The organism is Klebsiella sp. H-Nf2, from assembly GCF_002806645.1.
In the GTDB taxonomy this organism is placed as follows: domain Bacteria; phylum Pseudomonadota; class Gammaproteobacteria; order Enterobacterales; family Enterobacteriaceae; genus Klebsiella; species Klebsiella variicola.
Genome location: NZ_PIBL01000003.1, coordinates 228,838 through 250,127 on the forward strand (window position 1 = coordinate 228,838; position 21,290 = coordinate 250,127).

The 21,290-nt window shown below is 57.0% G+C and carries 19 protein-coding genes; 9 read left to right on the plus strand and 10 right to left on the minus strand.

Annotated elements, in window-relative coordinates; all coding sequences use genetic code 11:
- Positions 1 to 15 precede the first annotated feature (15 nt).
- Positions 16 to 987 carry a glyoxylate/hydroxypyruvate reductase GhrB gene (gene ghrB / locus CWM58_RS11440; protein ID WP_061152996.1) on the plus strand — a complete coding sequence of 324 codons (972 nt, stop codon included), beginning with the start codon at positions 16 to 18 and terminating at the stop codon, positions 985 to 987.
- Positions 988 to 1,095: 108 nt separating this feature from the next.
- Here ghrB and CWM58_RS11445 read toward each other — a convergent pair whose 3' ends face one another.
- Entirely contained in the window at positions 1,096 to 1,806 is a 711-nt protein-coding gene (locus CWM58_RS11445) for a DUF3053 domain-containing protein (protein WP_061152995.1), read from the minus strand.
- Between the two features lie 441 nt (positions 1,807 to 2,247).
- Between CWM58_RS11445 and CWM58_RS11455 the strand changes: the two genes are divergently transcribed.
- From CWM58_RS11455 to cspA, 3 genes are all read left to right on the plus strand, one after another.
- Entirely contained in the window at positions 2,248 to 3,603 is a 1,356-nt protein-coding gene (locus tag CWM58_RS11455; protein ID WP_061152994.1) for an MFS transporter, read from the plus strand.
- 245 nt (positions 3,604 to 3,848) lie between these two features.
- A complete protein-coding gene (locus CWM58_RS11460; protein WP_061152993.1) occupies positions 3,849 to 4,139 on the plus strand; it encodes an HTH-type transcriptional regulator in 291 nt (96 codons plus the stop codon).
- A gap of 252 nt (positions 4,140 to 4,391) precedes the next feature.
- Positions 4,392 to 4,604: an RNA chaperone/antiterminator CspA gene (gene cspA / locus CWM58_RS11465; protein WP_004126446.1), complete on the plus strand. Its 213-nt coding sequence runs from the start codon at positions 4,392 to 4,394 to the stop codon at positions 4,602 to 4,604.
- A 98-nt stretch (positions 4,605 to 4,702) separates the two neighbouring features.
- Here cspA and CWM58_RS11470 read toward each other — a convergent pair whose 3' ends face one another.
- From CWM58_RS11470 to CWM58_RS11495, 5 genes are all read right to left on the minus strand, one after another.
- A complete protein-coding gene (locus CWM58_RS11470) occupies positions 4,703 to 6,322 on the minus strand; it encodes an ATP-binding cassette domain-containing protein (RefSeq protein ID WP_100680952.1) in 1,620 nt (539 codons plus the stop codon).
- A 301-nt stretch (positions 6,323 to 6,623) separates the two neighbouring features.
- Positions 6,624 to 6,776, minus strand: a complete 153-nt coding sequence (hokA, locus tag CWM58_RS11475; protein ID WP_012967075.1) for a type I toxin-antitoxin system toxin HokA — start codon at positions 6,774 to 6,776, stop codon at positions 6,624 to 6,626.
- Positions 6,777 to 7,102: 326 nt separating this feature from the next.
- A complete protein-coding gene (gene glyS / locus CWM58_RS11480) occupies positions 7,103 to 9,172 on the minus strand; it encodes a glycine--tRNA ligase subunit beta (protein ID WP_074386978.1) in 2,070 nt (689 codons plus the stop codon).
- Between the two features lie 9 nt (positions 9,173 to 9,181).
- Positions 9,182 to 10,093 carry a glycine--tRNA ligase subunit alpha gene (gene glyQ, locus CWM58_RS11485; protein ID WP_004205014.1) on the minus strand — a complete coding sequence of 304 codons (912 nt, stop codon included), beginning with the start codon at positions 10,091 to 10,093 and terminating at the stop codon, positions 9,182 to 9,184.
- Positions 10,094 to 10,220: 127 nt separating this feature from the next.
- The gene (locus tag CWM58_RS11495; protein ID WP_077598891.1) at positions 10,221 to 10,520 is read right to left on the minus strand and encodes a YsaB family lipoprotein; all 300 of its coding nucleotides are present in this window, start codon (positions 10,518 to 10,520) and stop codon (positions 10,221 to 10,223) included.
- A 179-nt stretch (positions 10,521 to 10,699) separates the two neighbouring features.
- On the opposite strand from CWM58_RS11495, the gene CWM58_RS11500 reads away from it, so the two are divergent.
- Positions 10,700 to 11,695, plus strand: coding sequence for an acyltransferase (locus CWM58_RS11500; RefSeq protein ID WP_074386976.1), 996 nt, complete (start codon positions 10,700 to 10,702; stop codon positions 11,693 to 11,695).
- Between the two features lie 26 nt (positions 11,696 to 11,721).
- On the opposite strand, the gene yiaA is transcribed toward CWM58_RS11500, so the two are convergent.
- From yiaA to xylA, 4 genes are all read right to left on the minus strand, one after another.
- Positions 11,722 to 12,165 carry an inner membrane protein YiaA gene (yiaA, locus tag CWM58_RS11505; RefSeq protein WP_012540331.1) on the minus strand — a complete coding sequence of 148 codons (444 nt, stop codon included), beginning with the start codon at positions 12,163 to 12,165 and terminating at the stop codon, positions 11,722 to 11,724.
- Positions 12,166 to 12,199: 34 nt separating this feature from the next.
- Positions 12,200 to 12,571: an inner membrane protein YiaB gene (gene yiaB / locus CWM58_RS11510; protein WP_008806878.1), complete on the minus strand. Its 372-nt coding sequence runs from the start codon at positions 12,569 to 12,571 to the stop codon at positions 12,200 to 12,202.
- A gap of 168 nt (positions 12,572 to 12,739) precedes the next feature.
- Complete coding sequence (xylB, locus tag CWM58_RS11515; protein ID WP_061152989.1) at positions 12,740 to 14,194, minus strand: xylulokinase; 1,455 nt, start codon at positions 14,192 to 14,194, stop codon at positions 12,740 to 12,742.
- A gap of 92 nt (positions 14,195 to 14,286) precedes the next feature.
- The gene (gene xylA / locus CWM58_RS11520; RefSeq protein ID WP_008806876.1) at positions 14,287 to 15,609 is read right to left on the minus strand and encodes a xylose isomerase; all 1,323 of its coding nucleotides are present in this window, start codon (positions 15,607 to 15,609) and stop codon (positions 14,287 to 14,289) included.
- Between the two features lie 506 nt (positions 15,610 to 16,115).
- Between xylA and xylF the strand changes: the two genes are divergently transcribed.
- From xylF to xylR, 4 genes are all read left to right on the plus strand, one after another.
- Complete coding sequence (gene xylF / locus CWM58_RS11530) at positions 16,116 to 17,111, plus strand: D-xylose ABC transporter substrate-binding protein (RefSeq protein WP_061152988.1); 996 nt, start codon at positions 16,116 to 16,118, stop codon at positions 17,109 to 17,111.
- Between the two features lie 64 nt (positions 17,112 to 17,175).
- Positions 17,176 to 18,717 carry a xylose ABC transporter ATP-binding protein gene (locus tag CWM58_RS11535; RefSeq protein WP_100676491.1) on the plus strand — a complete coding sequence of 514 codons (1,542 nt, stop codon included), beginning with the start codon at positions 17,176 to 17,178 and terminating at the stop codon, positions 18,715 to 18,717.
- Positions 18,695 to 19,876: a xylose ABC transporter permease XylH gene (gene xylH / locus CWM58_RS11540; protein ID WP_008806873.1), complete on the plus strand. Its 1,182-nt coding sequence runs from the start codon at positions 18,695 to 18,697 to the stop codon at positions 19,874 to 19,876. Before CWM58_RS11535 ends, xylH begins: the two co-directional genes overlap by 23 nt.
- Before the next feature lie 221 nt (positions 19,877 to 20,097).
- Positions 20,098 to 21,276: a D-xylose utilization transcriptional activator XylR gene (gene xylR, locus CWM58_RS11545; RefSeq protein ID WP_004145231.1), complete on the plus strand. Its 1,179-nt coding sequence runs from the start codon at positions 20,098 to 20,100 to the stop codon at positions 21,274 to 21,276.
- Positions 21,277 to 21,290: the final 14 nt, after the last annotated feature.

Below are 21,290 nucleotides of genomic sequence, written 5' to 3' on the forward strand. Positions count from 1 at the left end.
ACTACGGAGATTCGCATGAAGCCGTCTGTCATTCTCTATAAAACGCTTCCCGACGACCTGTTACAGCGTCTGGAGGAACACTTTTCCGTCACCCAGGTGAAAAACCTGCAGCCGGAGACCGTTTCGCAGCACGCAGAGGCCTTCGCCCAGGCTGAAGGCCTCCTGGGCTCCAGTGAAAAGGTTGACGCCGCGCTGCTGGAGAAGATGCCGAAGCTGCGTGCGACCTCCACCGTTTCCGTTGGCTATGACAACTTCGACGTCGATGCGCTGAACGCCCGCCGGGTGCTGCTGATGCATACTCCGACCGTGCTGACCGAGACCGTCGCCGATACGGTCATGGCGCTGGTGCTGAGCACCGCGCGCCGGGTGGTGGAAGTGGCGGAGCGCGTCAAAGCGGGCGAGTGGACGAAGAGCATTGGGCCAGACTGGTTCGGCAGCGACGTGCACCATAAAACCTTAGGTATCGTCGGCATGGGCCGCATTGGTATGGCGCTGGCGCAGCGCGCCCACTATGGATTCGGCATGCCGATTCTGTATAACGCGCGCCGCCAGCATCCGCAGGCAGAAGAACGCTTCAACGCCCGCTATTGCGATCTCGATACCCTGCTGCAGGAAGCCGATTTTGTCTGCCTGATCCTGCCTCTGAGCGAAGAGACCCACCATCTGTTCGGTCAGGCGCAGTTTGCCAAAATGAAATCTTCCGCCATCTTCATTAACGCCGGGCGTGGCCCGGTAGTGGACGAGCAGGCGCTGATCGCCGCCCTGCAGGCGGGTGAAATTCATGCTGCCGGTCTCGATGTGTTCGAACACGAACCGCTGGCAAAAGACTCGCCGCTGCTGAGGCTGCCGAACGTCGTCGCGCTGCCGCATATCGGCTCCGCCACCCATGAGACGCGCTACAACATGGCGGCCTGCGCGGTGGACAACCTGATCGATGCCCTGAACGGTAATGTAGAGAAAAACTGCGTTAATCCGCAGGTAAAATAAGCCATAAAAAAACCCGGGTAACGGCGGCAACCGCCCTCCCCGGGTTCTTTTTGCATCTTTTCCGTCAGCCTGATCGTTCGCCGCAGCCAACGTCAGCCAGATGAGGCATTAACGCGTGGCGTTCACCGCCGCCGTCCATGCCTGATTAAACGCCTGATGCTGCGCCGCCAGCGGCCCAATCAGCGTATTGTACTGGCTGGCCTGCTGCGAGGTTGGGAACTGAATGCCGTTGGCCACAAAGCTCACCTGAGTCCCCTGCTGAGCGACGAAATCCCCCACCTGAACCAGCTGCTGGGTAAAGATTTGCGCGGCCGGGATCAGCGGCTGCAGCGCGTCGGCTGGCGCCGTTACGACCTTGGCGTAGACCTGATCGAAGACCGGCTTGAGATCGTCAGCCTGCTTCAGAGCGCTATGCGCGGCATCGGCCTGCATTTTCGCATTCTGCAGCTGCTGGCTGAGCACGCCCAGCGCGCCGTTCGCCTGACGCAGCGGCTCACGCTGGGTCATATAGTCCTGTGGGACACGGATAGCATTGACGCTGTCCACCACCGGGCGCAGACCAGCATCCATCGCCTGGCTCACCTGCTGCGAGTAGCCGTAAATTACCGCGTAGTCAGAGACAAAAGGCCCAAACTGTTTTTTCTGATCGGCGGTCAGCGTCGGCAGACGTTCACCGCTACGCATCGCCGTATTCTGCAGGAAGTCGATAAACGCTTTGCGCTGATCGCCTTCTTTATCAAAACACCCACTCAGGCTAACCACCATCAATAAGGCCGCCATAGCCGCAAACCAGCGAGAGCAGGACTTTCCTGTCGCCATTTTTTTACTCCTTTCAGCCAAAAAAAGCGCACAACGACACACACGTGCCAGACGCTGACAAGGATAGTCCAGCTCGGCCTCGCAGGATACCCTTTACTGCTAATCTTACGCAGGAAAAACGCCATTCCGCACGCCATCGTCACGGTGTAGAGCGTCTGTTATGCACATCACAAATATGGTCTTCACATTCCGCAAGCGAATGTCACGTAACTATTTGATTTTAATGACACTAAAAAGCATCTACGCAACGTGGTGCGCTAAAGCGGACGATAATCGCACGCTTTGGCGCGCGCCTGGATTGCCTGCCCCCCCACTTCGATGATTTGATAAATGAGCGATTAACGGCGATACGTTCGATTATCGCACAAATCAAACTCAACGACGCGAGGACGACGATAACAACAGACCTCTGTCCCTCGCTCAGTCTGCCAGGAAAGCCGTATGACTAAGACAACCATCGACATTCAGGCCTTTATCAACGAGCACCCCTTCACCCGCTACCAGTGGATGATCCTTGCGCTCTGCTTTATCACCGTCGCGATGGACGGATTCGACACCGCGATCATCGGATTTATCGCCTCCGACCTGGTACAAGAATGGGGCGTGGAGAAATCGGCGCTCGGCCCGGTGATGAGCGCCGCGCTGGTGGGTCTGGCGGTCGGCGCCTTAACCGCGGGACCGCTGGCTGACCGTATCGGCCGCAAAAAAGTGCTGATTATGTCGATCGTGGTGTTCGGCGGATTCAGCCTGCTCACCGCCTTCGCTACCAGTCTTAACCAGCTGACGCTGCTGCGTTTCCTGACCGGTCTGGGGCTCGGCGCGGCGATGCCGAATGCGGCCACCCTGATGAGCGAATATGCGCCAGAGCGCCGTCGGGCGCTGCTGGTGAACCTGATGTTCGTCGGCTTTCCGATGGGGTCGTCGCTGGGCGGCTTTTTATCCGCCTGGATGATCCCGCACTATGGCTGGCAGAGCGTGCTGGTGCTGGGTGGCGTGATGCCTCTCCTGCTGGCCGTGGCGTTAATTTTTCTGCTGCCGGAGTCTGCCCGCTATCTGGTGGTGAAGCAGCAGCCAGCGCAGCGCATTGCCGCCATCCTGAAGCGCATCGCGCCGTTACCGGACGTCGTCGACTTTGAGCTGCGCGAAGCAGGCCAGGTAAAAGAGAAATCGTCTATCGGCGTCATTTTCTCCCCTCGCTACGCGGTAGGTACCGTGATGCTGTGTCTGACCTACTTTATGGGGCTGTTGATTTTTTATCTTCTGACCAGCTGGCTACCGCTGCTGATCCGCGAAACCGGCGCCTCGATGAGTCAGGCTTCCATTATCACCGCCCTGTTCCCGCTGGGCGGCGGAATTGGCGTGCTGATCCTCGGCGCGTTGATGGACAAGATCAATCCCAACAAGGTGGTGGCCGTTGGCTGGCTGCTGACTGGCGTTTGCGTCTGCCTGGTCGGTTTCTCCACCAGCAGCCTGGCGCTGATGGGGGTGATGGTGTTTATCGCCGGTAGTATTATGAATGGCGCGCAGTCGTCGATGCCCGCGCTGGCGGCAGGCTTCTACCCGACGCAGGGGCGTGCCACCGGCGTCGCCTGGATGCTGGGTATCGGCCGCTTCGGCGGGATCCTTGGCGCGTTCAGCGGGGCCTTCCTCATGCAGGCGCAGCTCTCCTTTGAGACCATATTCACCCTGCTGGCCATCCCGGCGTTCCTGTCAGCCATCGCGCTGTTGATCAAATACCGGTTCAGTAAACCCGCACCGGCCAACGCGGACGACGCGAGAGGCCTGCAGAAAGCCTGATCGCTAAGCCGGCGGCACTGCGCCGGCTTATCTGCTTTTTTCTTATCCGTTTACAAAAATTTTCGAAGCCATTTGATACCGTTAATAATCATCCTATTAGGCCCTACTGCCGTTTGGCTGCCGGGCCCGATTCGATAGCCTGTTGGCAAATAATCACGGACGTTACCATCGCGGGTGCCTTTTTCTGACTATTCTTAAAGAGCTTTAGAAAAATCTCTTCCGCTGTGTGATAAAAGGAGTTCTCAATGGAATATAAAGATCCTGTGTTTGAACTGCTGAGCAGCCTGGAACACATCGTTTTTAAGGATGATAATCAGATAATTACCTCAAACCGTAAGTCCACTGTGTTTAGTGAATTTGAACAACTGCGTAAAGGCACTGGACTTAAGATTGACGACTTCGCCAACGCCATGGGCGTGAGCGTCGCCATGGTAAGAGAGTGGGAGTCGAGACGGGTTAGACCGTCCCCTACCGAGCTGAAATTGATGCGCCTGATTCAGGCCAATCCACAGCTTTCACGACAGTTACTCGATTAATCCAGCGCGCAGCGGCATGGGTCAGTAAGGGGGCTTTTGCCGCTGCACCGTAAAAAAAGTTTGCTATCAGGTGCTGAACGTGCGTTAATGCTCGCAGGTTTGATGTACAGACCACAGAGCAGTCGAATAGAGCAGTCCTTCAAAGGTTATCCAAAGATACCCCCGTAGTGAACTTTCCCTTTATCGGTTTAAATCTGTAGTCCAGACCGCTACGCCGCAAGGCTCACTTATTTTTTTTAAAGGTAATTCACTATGTCCGGTAAAATGACTGGTATCGTAAAATGGTTCAACGCTGACAAAGGCTTCGGCTTCATCACTCCTGACGATGGTTCTAAAGACGTGTTCGTACACTTCTCTGCTATCCAGAACGAAGGCTACAAATCCCTGGACGAAGGTCAGAAAGTTTCCTTCACCATCGAAAGCGGCGCTAAAGGCCCGGCAGCTGGCAACGTAACTTCTCTGTAAGTTCAAGCCGCTAAGAATCAAGAATCCCTGCCTGATGGCGGGGATTTTTTTTATCTGTCGCCAATAGCCGCCAGCATACAATGGCGGCTGTTGGGCATTCAGAGCCGGGAAAAGTGCCAGCCCGTCTCCCGCCACGCCAGACTATGGGTCAGCTTCAGACCGTGTAAAAATGCCTCGTCATGTGACACCACCAGCATCGCGCCGGGAAACGCCGCCAGCGCGCTTTCAATAGCCTGTGTCGACGCTAAATCGAGATGATTGGTCGGCTCATCCAGCAAAAGCAGCTGGGCGGGATCGCGCCTCCAGAGCACGCATGCCAGGGCCGCTTTCAGGCGCTCACCGCCGCTGAGCGCCGCCAGCGGCAGAGTGACCTTATCCGCACCCAGCTGGAGCTGCGCCAGACGGGTACGCAGAAGGCCCTCATCCAGCGGGGTATCGTCCAGGCTCAGGTGCGCCATGACCGATAACGACAGATCCAGCTGCGTCAGATGTTGATCCAGATAAGCCGCGCTCACCGACAACCGGACATCGCCGGAGACGGCCTGCTCCAGCCTCAATAGCGTTTTTAGCAAGGTGGTTTTACCGCAGCCGTTCGGCCCCTTTAGCGCGACGCGCATGGGACCATCCATGCGCCAGTTCAGCGGTGCAGCCGGTGAATGGGCGAGCTGTAATGACTCCACCACCAGAACCTGCTTGCCGGCGGCCACTTCGCTACCCGGCAGCGTGAACATCACCGGATTGTCGTCTTCTACCCGCTCCCGTGCCTGCTGCACAGCGGCATTCAGACTGCTGTTCTGTTCACGATGCTGACGGCGCAGCGTTCCCGGGCGCTCTTTTGCCGCGCCTTTGTACTTCACGCGTTCAAACGAGGCGATATTCAGTGTATCAACGGTCCGCAGCGTCTGAGCCGATCGCCGCTGGGCGGCGTCATGCTCCTTTTGCATCCGTGCACGGGTCCGCCGTCGCTCGGTCGCCGCATGTTCCAGCGCCGCGCGCGCAGCCTGCTGCGCCGCCTCGCGCTGTTGCTGATATTCATCATAGTTGCCGGCGTAGCTGCGCAGCGCCGTCGGTGTCAGCTCAATAATCTCAGGCATCAGGGTCAGCAACTCGCGATCGTGGCTGGCGATCAGGGCTCCGCCTTGCCAGCTTTCCAGCTGGTGATAGAGCCACTCCCGCCCCTGGCGGTCCAGATGGTTAGTGGGCTCATCCAGCAGCAGGTAATCGGCACCCGAGACAAAGGCGCCGCACAGCAGGGCCTTCATCCGCTCGCCGCCGCTGAGTGAAAAAGCGGGGCGATCGGCAGAGAACGGCGGGAGATGGGCTTCACGGAAAGCTAAACTCAGGCGATCGGATAGATCCCAGTGGCCATCCAACAACTCGAAATCATCCGCCAGTCCGTTACCTCGCTCAAGGCGAGACAAGGCATCAAATATCGGCGCATAGCCCAGCAGCGCCGCGAGGGTCATCTCTGGCGTGACGTTCGGCTGCTGCGCCACCCAGGCAATAGAAGCCGCGCGCTCGATATAGCCGTCGGCGGGGGAATCCAGACCGGCCAACAGACGTAGCAGACGCGTCTTACCAACGCCGTTACGGCCAACCAGGCCGCAAAGCGACGATTCCAGCGATAAATTCAGCGGACCAAAAAGCGTATCTCCCGTCGCAAACTGACAGGTGACCTGATGTAAAACAAAAGCGGGGATGTGGGCGCAATGAGCCATAAGCACTCCTGAATGAAATCAATACTCCCCTACCCGCAACGTCTGCGAGGTAAGGCGTGAAATTCATCAGTCGTGTTTGTTCATTTGTGGGGCGCGCTCCAGTGAGACGAGGAATTCGTCGGGGCATAGGATAGCCACACTCCGGTATGCGTTGCAAGCCTGTTTTATTCAACGATCGTGTAAAAATAAAAAGGCCTCCTGATATCAGGAGGCAAATGATTTATTTGGTGAACAATGAAAGGGTGCATTGAGAATGCCTGACACTGCAAGCATGGTGGGGATAAATCCCCACCAGATGCTCTTACTGTTTAATATCACAGGCTAAGAATGCCACCAGCTCAATATTTCCCTGCCTGAGCTGTAATTCACATAGCGAATCACGAACCATCCAGGTCAATAATAAAATAGTGAAGCAAATCACTACTAAGCCAAACAACAGATACTTTTGCGGCATTCCTCGCCTCCAGTGTTGATTTTCAACAAGTAAGAGGCTACTCTTATGGTGTTCATGCATAGGGGAGCCTCACTTTGATTACTATCAGGTGGGGCTTTTCTCTGTCTGTCTCCCGCTGAATACCTGAGACACACAGTCTCAAGCACCCGCCGCCATTCTAGCGTAAATACTTCACGGAATTATGTTTATATATTCCTAAAACATTTCTTCTCGATGAATGCAAATAATGAAGATATCAATGGCAGAATTATTAACGGTTCACCTATTTATATTTCACGTATAAAAAGACCTGCCCTGAGGCAGGTCTTTTATTATTTCCGATACGCTTACTGCAGCAGAGAAATATCCGCTACCTGCAGGAACAGTTCACGTAGTTTGGACAGCAGCGTCAGACGGTTGATGCGAACATCTTTGTCTTCAGCGTTAACCATCACGTTCTCGAAGAACTCATCCACCGGCTCGCGCAGCGCAGCCAGCTCGATCAGCGCATCCTGATAACGGCCTGCGGCGAAATACGGCTGCAGTTTGTCGCGCAGCACCACCAGATTGCCGGCCAGCTTGATTTCCGCCGCTTCTTTCAGCACCGAAGCGTGAACGATATCGTTCAGCGTCTCGTCGGATTTCGCCAGGATGTTGGAGACACGTTTGTTCGCCGCCGCCAGCGCGGAGGACTCTTCCAGGGTACGGAAGTGCGATACCGCCTTCATGCGTGCATCGAAATCCGCCGGGCGAGTTGGACGACGCGCCAGTACGGCCTGGATGGTGTCCACGCTATAGCCTTCATCCTGATACCAGGCGCGGAAGCGGCCCAGCATGAAGTCGATCACCTCATCAACCACGTTGGCGTTGGTCAGCTTCTCACCGTACAGACGCACCGCTTCTTCGGTCAGCGTTTGCAGATCGAGATTCAGGTTCTTCTCAACGATGATACGCAGCACGCCCAGCGCGGCACGACGCAGCGCGAACGGGTCTTTATCGCCTTTCGGATGCTGACCAATACCAAAGATACCCGCCAGGGTGTCCATCTTATCGGCAATCGCCACCGCGCAGGCCACCGGGTTAGACGGCAGCGCGTCGCCGGCAAAGCGCGGCTGATACTGCTCGTTCAGCGCCACGGCCACATCTTCCGCTTCGCCGTCATGGCGCGCGTAGTGCATCCCCATCACGCCCTGGGTGTCGGTGAACTCGAAGACCATGTTGGTCATCAGGTCGCACTTGGACAGCAGGCCCGCGCGGGTCGCGTGGTTCACGTCAGCGCCAATCTGCTCGGCAATCCAACCCGCCAGTGCCTGGATGCGATCGGTCTTGTCGCGCAGGGTCCCAAGTTGCTGTTGGAACAGCACGGTTTCCAGACGCGGCAGGTTATCTTCCAGACGTTTTTTACGGTCGGTGTTGAAGAAGAATTCAGCATCGGCCAGACGCGGACGAACCACCTTCTCGTTACCGGAGATGATCTGCTGCGGATCTTTGGACTCGATGTTGGCCACGAAGATAAAGTTCGGCAGCAGTTTGCCGGCGTTGTCGTAGACCGGGAAGTACTTCTGGTCGCCCTTCATGGTGTAAACCAGCGCTTCGGACGGCACCGCGAGGAATTTTTCTTCGAACTTCGCCGTCAGCACCACCGGCCATTCCACCAGCGAGGTGACTTCTTCCAGCAGGCTTTCGCTCAGATCGGCTTGACCGCCAATCTTACGTGCCGCCTCTTCCGCATCGGCTTTGATTTTGGCTTTACGCTGTTCGTAATCGGCGATGACTTTACCGCGCTCCAGCAGGATCTGCGGATACTGGTCGGCATGGTCGATAGTGAACTCCGGCTCACCCATAAAGCGATGGCCGCGGATAATACGATCAGAAGCGATACCCAAAATGGTCGCCGGAATAACCCGATCGCCCAACAGCAGGGTGACGGTGTGAACCGGACGCACGAAGTGGACGTCAGACGCGCCCCAGCGCATCAGTTTCGGGATCGGCAGCTTCGCCAGCGAGCTGGCAATCATGTTCGGCAGCAGGGCTTCGGTGCTTTCGCCCTTCACATGGGCGCGATAGAGCAGCCACTCGCCTTTATCGGTGGTCAGACGTTCGGCCTGATCAACGGTGATGCCGCAGCCGCGCGCCCAGCCTTCGGCCGCTTTGCTTGGCTTGCCTTCGGCATCGAACGCCTGGGCAATAGCCGGGCCGCGTTTTTCTACTTCGCGATCGGCTTGCGCCGCCGCCAGGTTGGCTACCTTCAGCGCCAGACGACGCGGGGCGGCAAACCATTCCACTTTACCGTGTGCGAGGCCGGCGTTATCCAGCTCCGCGGTCACGTTCGCAGCAAAAGATTCCGCCAGGCTGCGCAGCGCTTTTGGTGGCAGCTCTTCAGTGCCGATTTCCACCAGAAAAGTATTCTCAGACATGGCCGCCTCTTATTTATTCTTGTTGCACATCGGGAAGCCGAGCGCTTCACGGGAAGCGTAGTACGCTTCCGCCACTGCTTTAGTCAGGGTGCGAATGCGCAGAATATAGCGCTGACGCTCGGTGACGGAGATGGCTTTACGCGCATCCAGCAGGTTAAAGCTGTGAGCCGCTTTCAGAATACGTTCATAGGCCGGCAGCGGCAGCGGGGTCTCCAGCGCCAGCAGCTGCTGGGCCTCTTTCTCATACTGCTCGAAGCAGGAGAACAGGAAGTCGACGTCGGCGTATTCGAAGTTGTAGGTGGACTGCTCCACTTCATTCTGGTGGAACACGTCGCCGTAAGTGGTTTTACCCAGCGGGCCGTCACTCCAGACCAGGTCATAAACGCTGTCCACGCCCTGGATGTACATCGCCAGACGCTCCAGACCGTAGGTGATCTCGCCAGTCACCGGCTTACACTCAAGGCCGCCCACCTGCTGGAAGTAGGTGAACTGCGTCACTTCCATGCCGTTGAGCCACACTTCCCAGCCCAGACCCCAGGCACCCAGCGTCGGGTTTTCCCAGTTGTCTTCGACAAAACGAATATCGTGAATGGTCGGGTCCATACCCAGCTCTTTCAGCGATCCGAGGTACAGCTCCTGAATGTTGTCCGGAGAGGGCTTAATCACCACCTGGAACTGATAGTAGTGCTGTAAACGGTTCGGGTTTTCGCCATAGCGGCCATCGGTTGGACGACGGGAAGGCTGCACGTAGGCGGTCGCCATTGGCTCCGGCCCTAACGCGCGCAGGCAGGTCATCGGGTGAGAGGTGCCGGCGCCGACTTCCATGTCCAGTGGTTGAACAATGGTGCAGCCCTGACGAGCCCAGTAATCCTGTAAGGTCAGGATCAGGCCCTGGAAGGTCCTGGTATCAAACTTTTGCATATGATTTCGTGCTGGATACGTGTGGATTTAAAGGAAGGAGTCAGTATACCCGCTGGCTGCGAGATATACAGTACGAAACGGCGTTGTTTCAGGAAAACGGACGAAATTTACGCCAGCCGGGGTCGATTCAGCGCATCGAAAGATGCATAAACTGGCCGTCCGGGTCAAAGGAACAGATGAAACGCTCATTCTTGCCGGTCCGCCCCGAAAGCTCGTAGCTCGCCTGGAATTGTTCAAAATGGTTCACGTCAACGAGCTGCGTTTGCGTGTTGTAGCGGATAGCGGCCTGATCCTTGCAAAGCTGCGCCATATTGAGCGTAGTCTGCGGCGTAATGCGCGCACGCTGCGCTTTTTGCGCCGGCGGAGATATGGTCTCGCTACAACCCGCGAGGAGTAGCACCAGCATAACGGAAACAACACCTTTCACCACGTACTCCTCCACCGCCTTGTTAGCAAGTTGTTATCGTAAAGATTCAGTATTACAGGTATTTTGCGAATATCATGAAACCACGACAAGTCTGTGATCGAAAACTCAGACTAATCTATTGCGACACCGGGGCATAAGGCGGGTCAGACCTTATTTCGCCAGCAGACTTTGAGGGACTGATGCAAGAAAAGATACACTGGATCACCAACCTGCGCGGTATCGCCTGCATGATGGTGGTGATGATCCACAGTACCAGCTGGTATATTACTCATCCGCATGCAATTACCCTTATGGAATGGGACATCGCCAATCTGCTCAATTCCGCCTCCCGCGTCAGTGTGCCGCTGTTTTTTATGATCTCGGGATACCTGTTTTTTGGGGAACGTAGCGCCCAGCCGCGCCATTTCTGGCGGATCGGCCTGTGCATTGCGTTCTATAGCGCGCTGTCTCTGCTGTATATCGCGCTGTTTACCCATATCAACGTCGAGCTATCGTTAAAGAATTTGCTGCAGAAGCCCGTCTTCTACCACCTGTGGTTTTTCTTTGCTATCACCGTCATCTACCTGCTCTCGCCGCTGATTCAGGTCAAATCCGTCAGCGGCAAAATGCTGCTGGCGCTGATGGCGATCCTCGGTATTCTGGCCAACCCCAATATGGTCAGCGTCAAAGCCGCCGGGATTGAGTGGCTGCCAGTCAACCTCTATATCAACGGCGACACCTTCTACTACGTGCTCTACGGCGTGCTGGGCAGAGCCATTGGCACCCTGGACACCGATAAAAAATGGCTGACCCCGCTCTGCGCCGCGCTGTTCATCGCCGCCGTGTGGGCCATTTCACGCGGAACGTTGCATGAGCTGCGCTGGCGCGGAGACTTCGGCGACACCTGGTATCTCTACTGCGGACCGGCGGTGTTCGTTTGCGCGGTCACCCTGCTGACGCTCGCTAAAAACTGGCTTAACGCGCGTCCCCTGCCCGGTATCGCCTGCATTGCGCGACATTCGCTGGGGATCTACGGGTTCCATGCCCTGATAGTGCATGCGCTGCGCGCCAGCCATCTGGAACTGACCCGCTGGCCGCTGCTGGACATTGTGTGGATCTTTAGCGCCGCTCTGCTTGGCAGCCTGCTGCTGTCAGGCCTGGTGCAGCGGGTTGATAGCCGCCGGCTGGTCAGCTAACGGCCCGCCGTCCAGAGGGGCCCGACTTACGACTCAGGCCCCTCTTCCGTCACGCTGAGAGGTTCCCGTAAGCGCGTCGGGTCCCAGGCATCACGCACGTTTTTCTGCACCGCAACAGCGCCAAACAGGCTCAAAAAATACGCCAGCCCATAGAACCCTTTCTCGCTGAGCAGCAGAGTGGCATTCCACAGCCCGATAACCAGCAGACCTACAGCGATAACGAAGACCACCAGACAGGTGGTGTAGTACAGCGCGGTGGTCGGAATGGCTTCATACTTATCGCGCACCGTCTTTTGATAAGATGCCGCGGCAAACAGCCCCAGAACCAGGACGGCAAAATAATAGCCTTTCTCATTCAACTGCATATCGGCATTCCACAGTCCCACCAGATAGGTGACGATGCCGCCGATCAGGGCAATCCAGGAGATCAAATGAAACGCAGGAGAATACGTCGCGTGCTTGTTTTCCATTACTTTTTACCTTTTACGCGCCTCGGGGCGGCGCTTATTCCGTTTTTTGCATCGCGCGGGCGACGCGGGTCCGTTCGGGGGTTGCCGATGCGCCATATAAGCAGACAAACCATGCCGCGATATAGACGGCTTTTTCATGCCAGTCTGCCGGCACATACCAGGCGCCGACCAGCAGCAGGCCGACCGATAGCAGCAGCACCAGCCGACATAAGGCAATAAAGCCGTCGTCCTGTTCCTGCCACTGGCTGGCGCGCTGATGGGCGAGGACGGCAAACATCCCCATCACCAGTACGCCGAGAAAATAACCTTTACCGCTAAACAACGGGCAGGTTCGCCAGATACCGAGTAGATAAACCAGCGATCCTGCTGCCATCATCACCCTGGCAATATTACGTTTTGTGTTCATCTCACCTCCCTGGTCGACACGGGCTGATTATGACCGAGTCACCCGACGATGCCGCAGGTTATGCACGGCAAAGCGGTGATTTCGGAATAAACAAATACGCTTTTTTGGATGGATGTAGCCGGGACATTCAGGGAGGGAATCCGCCCGGCGCTGCCGGACGGACTGAGGCTAAGACATCAGCGGTTTCAGTTGCTGATAAATCTGGCGGAAGGTTTCCCGCTGTGGCGCATAGTGGGCCACACGGCGATCGTCCGGGTGATGGGCTTGTTCAAGCGGTAGCGGCTTCAGCAGCCCGGCGCGGTCTGCCTCGTCGTGAACCGCCAGTTGCGCCAGCCGGGCCGCCCCCAGCGCCGGGCCGACATCGCCCCCGGTACGGTAATCGAGCTGCAGGCCGCTAATATCCGCCAGCATTTGCCGCCAGTAAGCGCTGCGCGCCCCGCCGCCGATAAGCGTGATGCTCTGCGGCTTGATGCCGCAGGCGTGTACCACGTCCATGCCATCCGCCAGCGCATAGCCCACCCCTTCCAGCACCGCCCGCGCCAGCTCTGCCGGCCCATGCTGATGCGTCAGGCCAAAAAAGACGCCCTTAGCCTGTGGGTTGTTGTGCGGCGTGCGTTCGCCCGACAGATAGGGCAGGAACCACACCGGACCGGCGCTTTCATCCGCCGTCTGTGCCGCCGCGATCAGTGCCGGCACGCTGGCCAGGCCGGTTAATTTCGCCGCCCAGTCCAGACAGGAGGCCGCGCTGAGCATCACCGACATCAGATGCCAGCGGCCCGGCAGCGCATGGCAGAAACTGTGCACCGCGCTTTCGGGTTTGCTGAGGAACCCTTCGCTGACCGCGAAATATACGCCTGAGGTACCCAGCGACAGCATTGCCTGGCCGGCGTCGGCCATTCCGACCCCAACCGCGCCCGCGGCATTGTCGCCACCGCCGCCCACCACCAGCGCCTGCGGCATATTCCACGCCTGCGCCACCTCAGGACGCAGTTGCCCGGTGACATCGCTGCCTTCAAACAGCGCCGGCATCGCGTCCCGGCTGAGATCGCAGGCGGCGAGCATCTCATCGCTCCAGTCACGCCGGGCGACGTCCAGCCACATCGTACCGGCGGCGTCAGACATGTCGCTGGCGAGCTCGCCGGTCATGCGCAGGCGCAGATAATCCTTCGGCAGCAGCACTTTATCGACCTGGTTGAACACCGCCGCCTCGTGGCGCTGCACCCATAGTAACTTCGGCGCCGTAAAGCCCGGCATCATCAGGTTGCCGGTGATCTGCCGGGAAGCGCTGACTTTTTCCTCCAGCAGCTGGCACTCTTCGGCGCAGCGGCCGTCATTCCATAAAATGGCCGGACGCAGCACCTGTAACGATTTATCCAGCAACGTGGCGCCGTGCATCTGCCCGGCGATCCCCAGCGCCTTCACGTCGCGCAGGCTATGCTGCGCGCCCAGGGCTTTCATCGCCGTGTCTGTCGCCAGCCACCACTGTTCGGGATCTTGCTCCGACCACAGCGGATGCGGACGCGAGACGGTGAGTTTTTCGGTATGCGATGCCACTACCTCACCCTGCTCATTGAGCAGAATGGCTTTGACGCCCGATGTTCCCAGATCGATGCCGATATACATACTACCTCTCCTTAAACGCGCGCCACGGCTGAGCGTGGCGCGAACAGAGCATCCTGGTTGCGACGCCGGTCACGCCGGGCGCCGCCGCATGATTACTTATCAAACAGATAATGGTTGACCAGGTTTTCCAGTTGTTCCTGCTGGCCGCTGCGATGCTGCGGCGCCAGCTGATGCTGAGTGGCATACTGGGCAATGTCGCTCAGGGTCATCTGCCCGTTAAGGATCTGCTGCCCCAGCTCACCGTTCCAGCCGGCGTAGCGTCTGGCCACGCGTTTATCCAGCTCACCGTCCTCAATCATCCGCGCCGCAACTTTCAGCGACAGCGCCATGGTATCCATCGCGCCGATATGGCCATAGAACAGATCGTATTTATCGGTGCTCTGCCGGCGCACTTTCGCATCAAAGTTGAGACCGCCGGTGGTGAAGCCGCCCGCTTTGAGAATTTCATACATCACCAGCGCGTTCTCTTCGACGCTGTTCGGGAACTGATCGGTATCCCAGCCCAGCTGCGGATCGCCGCGGTTGGCGTCGACGGAGCCGAACAGCCCCAGCGCAATGGCCGTCGCGATTTCATGATGGAACGAGTGGCCAGCGAGCGTCGCGTGGTTAGCCTCAATATTCAGTTTAATCTCTTTTTCCAGACCAAACTGTTTGAGGAAGCCGTAAACGGTAGAGGCATCATAGTCATACTGATGCTTGGTCGGTTCCTGCGGTTTGGGCTCAATCAGCAGCGTGCCTTTAAAGCCAATTTTATGCTTATGCTCCACCACCAGCTGCATGAAGCGGCCAATCTGTTCACGCTCCTGGCGCAGGTCGGTATTCAGCAGGGTTTCATAGCCCTCGCGACCGCCCCACAGCACATAGTTTTCGCCTCCCAACTGATGAGTAGCATTCATCGCGGTGACCACCTGGGTGGCCGCCCAGCTAAACACTTCCGGATCCGGGTTGGTGGCCGCGCCGGCGCCGTAGCGCGGGTTGGTAAAGCAGTTTGCGGTACCCCACAGAAGCTTCACGCCGCTCTGCTGCTGTTTCTCTGCCAGCACCTCGACCATCCGGGCGAAGTTATTGCTGTACTCCTGCAGCGAGGCGCCTTCCGGCGAGACATCGACATCGTGGAAGCAGTAGTAAGGCACGTTGAGTTTGTGGAAGAATTCAAACGCCACATCGGCTTTACGTTTGGCCATCTCCAGGGCGTCGCCAGGCTGCTGCCATGGACGGTCAAAGGAGCCCACGCCAAACATATCGGCGCCATTCCAGCAGAAGGTATGCCAGTAACAGGCCGCAAAACGCAGATGATCTTCCATCCGTTTGCCCAGCACCAGTTCATCCGGGTTGTAGTGACGGAAAGCCAGCGGGTTAGTGGATTTCGGGCCTTCGTAACGAACGCGATCGAGTTGATCGAAATAGGTCTGCATAGAGAACTCCATATTCAGAGATGCGGCGAATAACCAATCAGATACCCTAAATAATTCGAGTTGCAGGAAGGCGGCAAGAGCGTGAACCTCCAGGCGCTGGCGCCAGCAAGAGGTCGGAGCAACGAATGTCACCAACCCACCTACAACTTGAAGTATGACGGGTTTAAGCCAATATAGAATTTCACTTTCCATCTCCTCAATTACGTTATTTCACACCGCCATTGAGAGAATCCACAAACGTGCGCCAGCTCGCAAAAAATAATATACTTCCGCCTTCTCCGCGCCTTGCCGGACAAGTCCAGTGCAATAATAAGAGTGTGCATGAATAAAATACGATCGCCGTCATAATTTGCACATTAAACGAAATTTCATAACGGCAAAATAAGAACCGGTAATTGCCAGCCCTGCTTTCCGCGTTAAGAATCTGTAACGTATCCGCAACCTCATGTATCAAACATTATTTTTCCGTTCGTCTTACCTACCCTTACAAAAAAGGTATCGTTATTATGAAGATAAAGAACCTTTGCCTTACACTTTGCGCCAGCTCCCTCCTCCTCGCCAGCATGGCGGGGATGGCGAAAGAAGTGAAGATTGGCATGGCCATCGACGATCTGCGTCTGGAGCGCTGGCAGAAAGACCGTGATATTTTCGTCAATAAAGCAGAATCCTTAGGCGCCAAAGTTTTTGTCCAGTCCGCCAATGGCAATGAAGAAACGCAGATGTCGCAAATTGAAAATATGATCAACCGCGGCGTCGATGTGTTAGTCATTATTCCTTATAACGGTCAGGTGCTCAGCAATGTTATTAAAGAAGCCAAGCAGGAAGGTATTAAAGTCCTGGCCTATGACCGTATGATTAATAATGCTGACATTGATTTTTATATTTCTTTCGACAATGAAAAAGTTGGTGAAATGCAGGCGCAAAGTCTGGTCGACAAAGTGCCGCAGGGTAATTATTTCCTGATGGGCGGCTCGCCGGTGGATAATAACGCCAAACTTTTCCGCGCCGGGCAAATGAAGGTCCTCAAGCCGTATGTGGATGAAGGCAAAATTAAGATTGTCGGCGATCAGTGGGTTGACGGCTGGCTGCCGGAGAACGCGCTGAAAATAATGGAAAACGCGCTGACGGCGAATAATAACAAGATCGATGCCGTGGTCGCCTCCAATGACGCTACGGCCGGCGGCGCTATCCAGGCCTTAACCGCCCAGGGGCTGGCCGGCAAAGTGGCGATCTCCGGTCAGGATGCTGATCTGGCGGGCGTGAAGCGCATTATTTCCGGTACCCAGACAATGACCGTCTATAAACCGATTACCACCCTGGCCACCAGCGCCGCTGAAATCGCCGTTGAGCTGGGTAACGATAAACAGCCGAAGGCCGATACCACGCTGAATAACGGCTTAAAAGATGTCCCTTCGCGCCTGTTAACGCCAATTGAGGTGAATAAAGAGAATATCGACGCCACGGTTATTAAAGACGGTTTCCATAAAAAGAGTGAACTGTAATGGCTGACGCCCCGCTGCGGGGCGTCATTTTCATCCCGCCGGATATCACTTTTGCGGAGTCTTTATGGCCTGGCTACTCGAAATGAAGAACATCACCAAAACCTTCGGCGCCGTTAAAGCCGTGGATAACGTCAGCCTGCGTCTTAACGCTGGCGAAGTGGTCTCGTTATGCGGTGAAAATGGGTCGGGGAAATCGACGCTGATGAAGGTGCTGTGCGGTATCTATCCGCACGGAAGCTATGAGGGCGAGATTATTTTTGCCGGCGAAACGCTGCAGGCAAACCATATTCGCGATACCGAACGCAAAGGCATCGCCATTATTCACCAGGAGCTGGCGCTGGTGAAACATCTCACCGTGCTGGAGAATATTTTCCTCGGCGCCGAGATCTCCCGCCACGGTCTGCTGGATTATGAAACCATGACGCTGCGCTGTCAGAAGCTGTTGGCGCAGGTCAATCTGCCCATATCGCCCGACACCCGCGTCGGCGACCTCGGCCTTGGTCAGCAGCAGCTCGTGGAGATCGCCAAGGCGCTGAATAAACAGGTTCGTCTGCTGATCCTCGACGAACCGACCGCTTCCTTAACCGAACAAGAGACCGCGACGCTGCTGACGATCATTCGCGATCTGCAAAACCACGGTATCGCCTGCATTTATATTTCTCACAAGCTCAATGAGGTCAAAGCGATCTCCGACACGATCTGCGTGATCCGCGATGGCCAGCACATCGGCACCCGCGACGCCAGCGGCATGAGCGAAGACGATATCATCACCATGATGGTCGGCCGCGAGCTCACCGCGCTCTATCCCAGCGAGCCGCACGCCCACGGCGAGGAGATCCTGCGGGTCGAACATTTAACCGCCTGGCACCCGGTTAACCGCCATATTAAACGCGTCAATGACGTCTCGTTTTCCCTGCGTCGCGGGGAAATCCTCGGCATCGCCGGGCTGGTCGGCGCCGGGCGTACCGAGGCGGTACAGTGCCTGTTCGGCGTCTGGCCGGGGCGCTGGCAAGGGGAGATCTTTATTGATGGCCAGCCGGTGAGCATCACTCACTGCCAGCAGGCCATTGCCCACGGCATCGCCATGGTGCCGGAAGACCGCAAAAAAGACGGCATCGTGCCGGTGATGGCGGTGGGCAAAAATATTACCCTGGCGGCGCTCAACCAGTTCACCGGCGCGATGAGCAGCCTGGACGACGCCGCCGAGCAACACTGCATTCAGCAGTCCATTCAGCGTTTGAAAATTAAAACCTCCTCGCCGGAGCTGGCGATTGGCCGCCTGAGCGGCGGCAACCAGCAAAAGGCGATTCTGGCGCGCTGTCTGCTGCTCAATCCGCGCATTCTGATCCTCGACGAACCCACCCGTGGTATCGATATCGGGGCGAAGTATGAAATTTATAAACTGATTAACCAGCTGGTGCAGCAGGGCATCGCGGTCATTGTCATTTCATCAGAACTGCCCGAGGTGCTCGGTCTCAGCGATCGGGTGCTGGTCATGCACGAAGGCAGACTAAAAGCCAATTTGGTTAATCAACATCTGACCCAGGAACAGGTGATGGAAGCCGCGCTGAGGAGCGAACGCCATGTCGAAGAACACGTCGTCTGAAATCAAACTCACCCCAACTGCCCCCGCCGCCTTGCCGGCGCTGAAGGGGCTGAATCTCCAGGTCTTTGTGATGATCGCCGCCATCGTCGTCATTATGCTGTTTTTCACCTGGGTTACCGATGGCGCCTACCTGAGCGCACGCAATATCTCCAACCTGCTGCGCCAGACGGCCATCACCGGCATCCTCGCCGTTGGCATGGTGTTTGTGATTATTTCGGCAGAAATCGACCTGTCCGTCGGCTCGATGATGGGGCTGCTGGGCGGCGCCGCGGCAATCTTTGACGTCTGGCTCGGCTGGCCGCTGCCGCTCACCATCCTGGTGACGCTGGTGATGGGCCTGCTGCTCGGTGCGTGGAACGGATGGTGGGTGGCCTATCGCAAGGTTCCCTCGTTTATCGTCACCCTCGCCGGGATGCTGGCGTTTCGCGGCATTCTGATCGGCATCACCAACGGGACCACCGTCTCGCCCACCAGCCCGGCGATGGCGCAGATCGGCCAAAGCTATCTGCCAGACGGTATTGGATTTGGCATCGGCGTGGTCGGCATGGCGGCGTTTATCGTCTGGCAGTGGCGCGGGCGGATGCGCCGTCAGGCGTTAGGTCTGGCGACCTCATCCTCCACCGCCGCCGTTGGCCGTCAGGCCATTACCGCGGTGATTGTGCTGGGCGCAATCTGGCTGCTCAATGACTATCGTGGCGTGCCGACCCCGGTGCTGATCCTCGCTGCCCTGCTGCTGGCAGGCCTGTTTATGGCCACCCGCACCGCTTTTGGTCGTCGCATCTATGCCATCGGCGGCAACCTGGAGGCGGCCCGCCTGTCCGGAATTAACGTTGAGCGTACCAAGCTGGCGGTGTTTGCCATTAACGGCTTGATGGTCGCCATTGCCGGGCTGATCCTCAGCTCGCGCCTCGGCGCCGGGTCGCCCTCGGCGGGCAATATCGCCGAACTGGACGCCATCGCCGCCTGCGTCATCGGCGGCACCAGCCTGGCGGGCGGCATCGGCAGCGTCGCCGGAGCGGTAATGGGGGCGTTTATTATGTCAGCCCTGGATAACGGCATGAGCATGATGGACGTCGCCACTTTCTGGCAATATATCGTCAAAGGCGCCATTTTACTGCTGGCGGTGTGGATGGATTCCGCCACCAAGCGGCGCGCTTAAGGAGAGACTCTCTTAAGAATGTCTGAATTCTTTGCGCTACCGCCAAACTTCGCCACAAGGCGCTTGAAATATCTCGGGCATTAGCCGGTAGTGTATACCCAACATCATTCGGGTTGCAGACGGCGCACCCGGCCCGCGTACCAGCGTACGTGGCCGGGGTGAGTGCGCAGCAACATCAAGAATGAAGGGGTATGACCGGGGTTAGAGCAGGAACATTATCTATGTTTGAAAAGCGTCACCGTATTACGCTGTTATTCAATGCCAACAAAGCTTATGACCGCCAGGTGGTTGAGGGCGTCGGCGAGTATCTGCAAGCCTCCCAGCTGGAGTGGGATATCTTTATTGAAGAGGATTTTCGGGCACGAATCGAAAACATCAAAGAGTGGTTGGGCGATGGCGTTATCGCCGACTATGACGATCCCGAAATTGAAAAGCTGCTGGCCGATGTCCACGTGCCCATCGTCGGCGTCGGCGGCTCTTATCATCAGCCAGAGCAGTACCCGCCGGTCCACTATATTGCCACGGACAACGCCGCGCTGGTGGAAAGCGCCTTTCTCCATTTGAAGGAAAAAGGGGTGCACCGCTTCGCGTTTTACGGACTCCCCACCTCCAGCGGTAAACGCTGGGCGGTAGAGCGCGAGTATGCCTTCTGCCAGCTGGTCGCGAAGGAGAAGTATCGCGGCGTAGTCTACCAGGGGCTGGAGACGGCGCCGGAAAATTGGCAGCACGCGCAAAACCGGCTCGCCGACTGGCTGCAAACCCTGCCGCCGCAAACTGGCATCATCGCCGTCACCGACGCCCGCGCCCGCCACGTCCTGCAGGCCTGCGAGCTGCTGCATATCCCGGTGCCAGAGAAACTCTGCGTTATTGGCATTGATAACGAGGAGTTGACCCGCTACCTCTCTCGCGTCGCCCTCTCCTCCGTCGCCCAGGGCACCCGCCAGATGGGTTATCAGGCGGCAAAATTACTCCACCGGCTGCTGAATAACGAGGCGCTCCCGCTGCAGCGCCAGCTGATCCCGCCGATGCGCGTCGTTGAGCGACGCTCCACCGACTACCGGTCCTTAAACGATCCTTCCGTGATTCAGGCGATGCATTACATTCGCAACAACGCCTGCAAAGGCATTAAAGTGGAACAGGTGCTCGACGCCGTGGGCATCTCTCGCTCCAATCTGGAGAAACGCTTCAAAGAGGAGGTCGGGGAGACCATCCACACGGTGATCCACAGCGAGAAACTGGAAAAGGCGCGCAGCCTGTTGGTGTCCACCAGCCTGTCGATCAATGAGATTTCACAAATGTGCGGCTACCCATCGCTGCAATATTTTTATTCGGTGTTTAAGAAGGAGTACGACGTAACGCCGAAGGAGTACCGTGACCGGCACAGCGAGGTCATGCTGTAGGGCAAAAAAATGCC